The sequence below is a fragment of the Mesorhizobium sp. M4A.F.Ca.ET.050.02.1.1 genome (assembly GCF_003997725.1).
In the GTDB taxonomy this organism is placed as follows: domain Bacteria; phylum Pseudomonadota; class Alphaproteobacteria; order Rhizobiales; family Rhizobiaceae; genus Mesorhizobium.
Genome location: NZ_RZSG01000486.1, coordinates 1 through 4,594 on the forward strand (window position 1 = coordinate 1; position 4,594 = coordinate 4,594).

The window sequence follows — 4,594 nt, forward strand, 5'->3', positions numbered from 1 at the left end:
GGCCGAGGGCCAGGCGAAAGCCGCCTTCTTTGCGGTGCCGATTTCGACCGTGCCGGTCATCATCGAGTTCATCATGCCGACGATCTCTTGCTTGACGACGCGTGGCGCGTTGCCGCCATTGTTGTCGTAGAGCACCTTGCCGCCAGCCGTGGTGACGCGGCGGATGAAATGGATGTCCGGCTTGTAGCCGCCATTGGCGAACGGCACATAGGCCGAGGTCAGCTCCAGCGGCGTCACTTCCGAAGTGCCGAGCGCGATCGAGGTGTTCGACTGCAGATCGGACTGGATGCCCATGCGGTGAGCGGCCTCGACCACCGCGTCGGGCCCGACCTCCATGGTGAGCTGGGCGGCGACCGAGTTCAGCGATTTCGCCAGCGCCGTCGCCAGCGTCACCTTGCCGAAGTATTTGCCGCCGTAATTGTCCGGCGTCCACTTGCCGATCTTGATCGGTGCGTCGTTGCGCACGCTGTCCGGCGTGCGGCCGGCCTCGAGCGCTGCCATGTAGACGAAGGGCTTGAAGGCCGAGCCCGGCTGGCGGCGCGCTTCCGAGGCGCGGTCGAACTGGCTGGTCGAATAGTCATAGCCGCCGACCATGGCGCGCACCGCGCCGGAATCGTCGATCGATACCAGCGCGCCCTGCGTGACGTTGAGCTTCTTGCCGCTCTCGTCGATCAGCCGCCGGATCGACTGTTCGGCAAGCTTCTGCAAGGTGAGATCGACCGTCGTGTCGACGACGATATCGCCGCGCACGTCGCCGATCAGGTCGGGCAGTTCGCCCATGATAGTGTCGGCGACGTAGTTTTCCGATCCGGTCCAGTAGGACGGCGCGCGCGTCGCCGGCGCGCTCATCGCGCTCGTCAGTTCCTTGGCGCCAATCTTGCCCTCGTCGCGCATGGCGGCGAGCACCAGCTGCGCACGCTCCTCGGCCGCCTTCGGGTCGCGCGCCGGCGACAGCCGCGACGGCGCCTTGAGCAGGCCCGCCAGAAGCGCCGCCTCGGAGAGCGTCACGTCACGCGCGCTCTTGCCGAAATAGCGCCGCGAGGCCGCTTCGACGCCATAGGCGCCCGAGCCGAAATAGACCCGGTTGAGGTACATTTCGAGAATCTGGTCCTTGGTGTGCTTGTGCTCCAGCCACAGCGCCAAAAGCACTTCCTGCACCTTGCGCTCCAGCGTGCGGTCGGGCGTCAGGAACAGGTTCTTGGCCAGCTGCTGCGTCAGCGTCGAGCCGCCCTGCGAGAAATGCCCGCCAAGCACATTGGTGACCATGGCGCGCGTCAGCCCGATCGGATCGATGCCGAAATGCGAATAGAAGCGGCGATCCTCGATGGCGACGACGGCCTCGGGGATGTAGGGCGACATCTCGTGCAGGCCGACGGCCTCGCCGCCGCTCATGCCGCGATTGGCGATCAGCTGTCCGTCGACCGAAACGATCTTGATGTTGGGGGCGCGGTCGGGGATCGACCAGGTGGTCGCTGCCGGCATCTTGGCGCCGTAATAGACGACGATGCCGGCCACCGCGATGCCGCCCCAGATGGCCAGCACGAAGCACCAGTAGGCCAGTCGGGCGAGAATGCCGAACAGGCCGCGCCGGCTGCGGTCGCGCCCGCGCCGCGACGACTTCCTGGCCGGTTTGCGTCTGGCGGCGGATTTGCGACTGCCCGGCACGACGCGATCCTCCTCGCTCACCGAGAACCCGGCCGGGGATTTCGCCTGGGGCGGCCCGTCGAAGCTCGGTTCGATGCGACTGTCTCTGCGGTTCGCCATGCGCTGCGCTTAATGTCCCGGTGCTAATGGCGCTCGGGTGCAGACTAGATGCGGCGATTTAAGGGCGCGTTAAAGCAGGGTTTATGCAGGCTTTTGAAATTCCTTACGATTTTCTAAATCCGTTACCGCTGCGGGACCGACGACAGTGCCAAGCCATAAACTGGCGATTGCCGCCGACGAGTAGCCGATGCGTGGCGGAGAGCGTTCGCCAGCGAAGCGCTCCAGCAGAAACATCTACGTCTGCCCGCTGACGGTCCGGCTTCGTGTGCCAGAGATCAACTCGTCAAGATGAGCGGATTGCATGTTGCTCAGCCCGGCGAGTACGAACCGCGCACCGTCGCGCGCCAGCTTCTTGGGATCTCGATCAGGCCGTTCGTCCGCGTACTGGATGTGTGCGATCGTCACGTTTGCGATCAGGATGCGTATGAGCACCGGATCCGTGGCAACGAACTCGCCCGCCTCTATGCCCTGGCGGACAAGTTTCTCCAACGCGAGGTAGAGGGATTCGAGCTTGGCGGCCCAGTGCGCCAATTCCGGCGCACGCAATATATCGCTGCTGTAGAGTTCGGATAGCGAGAGCGGCAGGCTCAGCAGCGTCTCGAGATCCCAGACCAGATAGTCATGAAGTCTCGCTGCCGCCGATCCAGATGCGTTCGCTGTCCTTTCCGCGACGACCACCGCATTGTCGAGGCTGAGAGAAAACAGCGCCTCGAGTATCGCCTGCTTGTTTGCGAAATGGTGAAACAGCGATGGCTGCCTGATGCCTACCGCAGCCGCGATCTGTCGTGTCGAGGTGGCCCGATATCCGTGGCGGCGGAAGAGCGCGCTGGCTTCCATGAGGATTCGTCGCCGGGTGTCGTTTGGCGCGAACTCATCCCAGTTTTGATCACTTGCTCCGATAGTCTGATCTGCCTTGCTCGCCATACCTCGTTCCCGGCCGATCGACGCCCCAATGCAGGATATCGGATCGGCTGTAGTGACCCGTTACGTCGAGATCGTGTTTGAACGCTATGGTCTGCGCAAGGTCAAGGTCACAGATGACGGGCGCGTCACCGAAGACCGGACCGACCAGGTATTCGCCATCGGGCCCGATGACCCCCGATCCTCCGGGAAACGAAGCGTCTCCCCCCGTCCCCTTTTCATAGGCCGCCCGCAGGTCCGGCGGCACGGCCTCCACAGGAAGATACGTCGCGGCGCTTGCGACGAAGCAGCGCCCCTCGAAAGCGTAGTGCCGGGAAGCAAGCTGGTGCGCCGACGGCATGTCCGGCCAAAGGGCAACATGAATCTGCTCGTCCTCGGCGTGCAGGGCCTGGCGGATGATGGGGTGGAAATGCTCCCAGCATACCATCGCGCCGACCCGCCCGGCCGCCGTTTCGTTCACGCGCAGGCCGTCCGCATCGCCCGGCGTCCAGACCAGGCGTTCGGTGTGGGTTGGAGTGAGCTTGCGGTGAACGGATACGATCGATCCATCTGCGTCGATCGTAAGCGCGCTGTTGTAAAGCAGCGCGGCGCTCGGCCGAGCGCGCTCATTGAGGCCGATCACCACGCACACCCCATTGTCACGCGCGGCGTCGCAGAGGGCCTGGACGTGAGGGCCGGGAACGGTGGCGCTTGCGGCCACCAGCTTCTGGAACCAGTGCCGCGCCTCCGGATCGTTCCAGCCGGCTAACCCGAAAACCCAGGCCGGATAGCCCCCGAGCCAGGTTTCGGGAAACACTACGAGATCGGCGCCTTGTGCCGCTGCGGCCTCGATCTCCGCTTTCGCAGTGGCGATGCCCGCGTCGAGATCGAGAAGGTGCGGGGGCCTCTGGCTGATGTAGATGCGCGTCATATTCTACCACCCCGTCAGCACGCGGACCGTGACCCAGACCCAGGCAAGAGCGAAAGTCGACAAGGCGGCGAAGTCGCCGACACTTGCAACCTTGTATCGCTGCGGAAAATCCGGCCACCAGCCCATCGCACCCGTCGAGATGACGGTATAGAAGCCGGTGACCAGCAACACCAAAGACGCATAAGAGTCGACGACGCCTGTCGCCTCCGCGGCGAGGAAGATGCCGCCGAGCACCAAAGCGTCGACGTGGCCCTGCCGCAGCCGCGCGAAGTTTCTGATGTATGCCCAGCCTGCCGGGCGCTCGAGCGACAGATACATGAGGATACCGGAGCAGCCTCCCATCGACAGCAGCAGCAGGCCGCCTTTGCCAAGAATGCCCATTTCTATTCCGCAGCCAGGTTCTTGCGACGCCACGCGCCGATGTAGATCACAGCCAGCGCGGCAACGACCGCAAAGACCCAGATCGCCGCCCAAACCTGCCAAACCGGAGCATTTGGCGGCGCCAGTTCGACGCGTGGCCAAGCTATGTTGATGGTCTCGAACAGCAGCCAGACCAAGGCGGCGACGTTGACCGGCGTGCCGAGCGCGCCGAGACGCAACGAGCCCTCGGGGCGCCACTTGCCGCTGAGGCGGGCGTAGAGCGCCGCCGCCACGACCAGCAGGAACGTTATATAGAGGCCTGCGGTGCCGAAGCTGATCATCGTCCCGACAGCCCCTTCGTTGAAGCCGAGAAGCAGGCAGGCCGAGGCGATGAGCGTCATGCTCGTCATGGCGACCAGCGGAACCTTTCTGCCTTCGCTGACCGAAGCCAACTTCCGGGAGAACGGAAGCACGCCATCTCGGGCGAGACTGAAGATGACGCGGCCAAGATAGGCTTGCATGGAAATGCAGCAGGCGAAAAAGGTGATCGCCACCACCGCCAGAAACGGCATTCGCGACCAATCACCCAGCGAAGCGACCACCGTCGCCGCGACCCGATCCATTTCAGACCCCGAGATC

Annotated in this window: 6 protein-coding genes; all 6 read right to left on the reverse strand. The window is 64.1% G+C overall.

Annotation, left to right across the window (positions count from 1 at the left end; all coding sequences use genetic code 11):
• Positions 1-1,764, reverse strand: a 1,764-nt coding sequence (locus tag EOA33_RS25120; protein WP_145989271.1) for a transglycosylase domain-containing protein, incomplete at its 3' end; no start/stop codon positions are given.
• 81 nt (positions 1,765-1,845) lie between these two features.
• Entirely contained in the window at positions 1,846-1,998 is a 153-nt protein-coding gene (locus tag EOA33_RS39260) for a hypothetical protein (protein ID WP_189375656.1), read from the reverse strand.
• On the reverse strand, positions 1,999-2,688 hold the full coding sequence (locus tag EOA33_RS25125) for a TetR/AcrR family transcriptional regulator (protein ID WP_127406853.1): 690 nt from the start codon (positions 2,686-2,688) through the stop codon (positions 1,999-2,001).
• Positions 2,651-3,595 carry a carbon-nitrogen hydrolase family protein gene (locus EOA33_RS25130; RefSeq protein ID WP_127406854.1) on the reverse strand — a complete coding sequence of 315 codons (945 nt, stop codon included), beginning with the start codon at positions 3,593-3,595 and terminating at the stop codon, positions 2,651-2,653. The genes EOA33_RS25125 and EOA33_RS25130 overlap by 38 nt, the downstream gene beginning before the upstream one ends.
• A 3-nt stretch (positions 3,596-3,598) precedes the next feature.
• A complete protein-coding gene (locus EOA33_RS25135) occupies positions 3,599-3,976 on the reverse strand; it encodes a hypothetical protein (protein WP_126058265.1) in 378 nt (125 codons plus the stop codon).
• Positions 3,977-3,978: 2 nt separating this feature from the next.
• A partial coding sequence (locus EOA33_RS25140; protein ID WP_210212602.1) for an amino acid permease occupies positions 3,979-4,594 on the reverse strand: 616 nt, incomplete at its 5' end.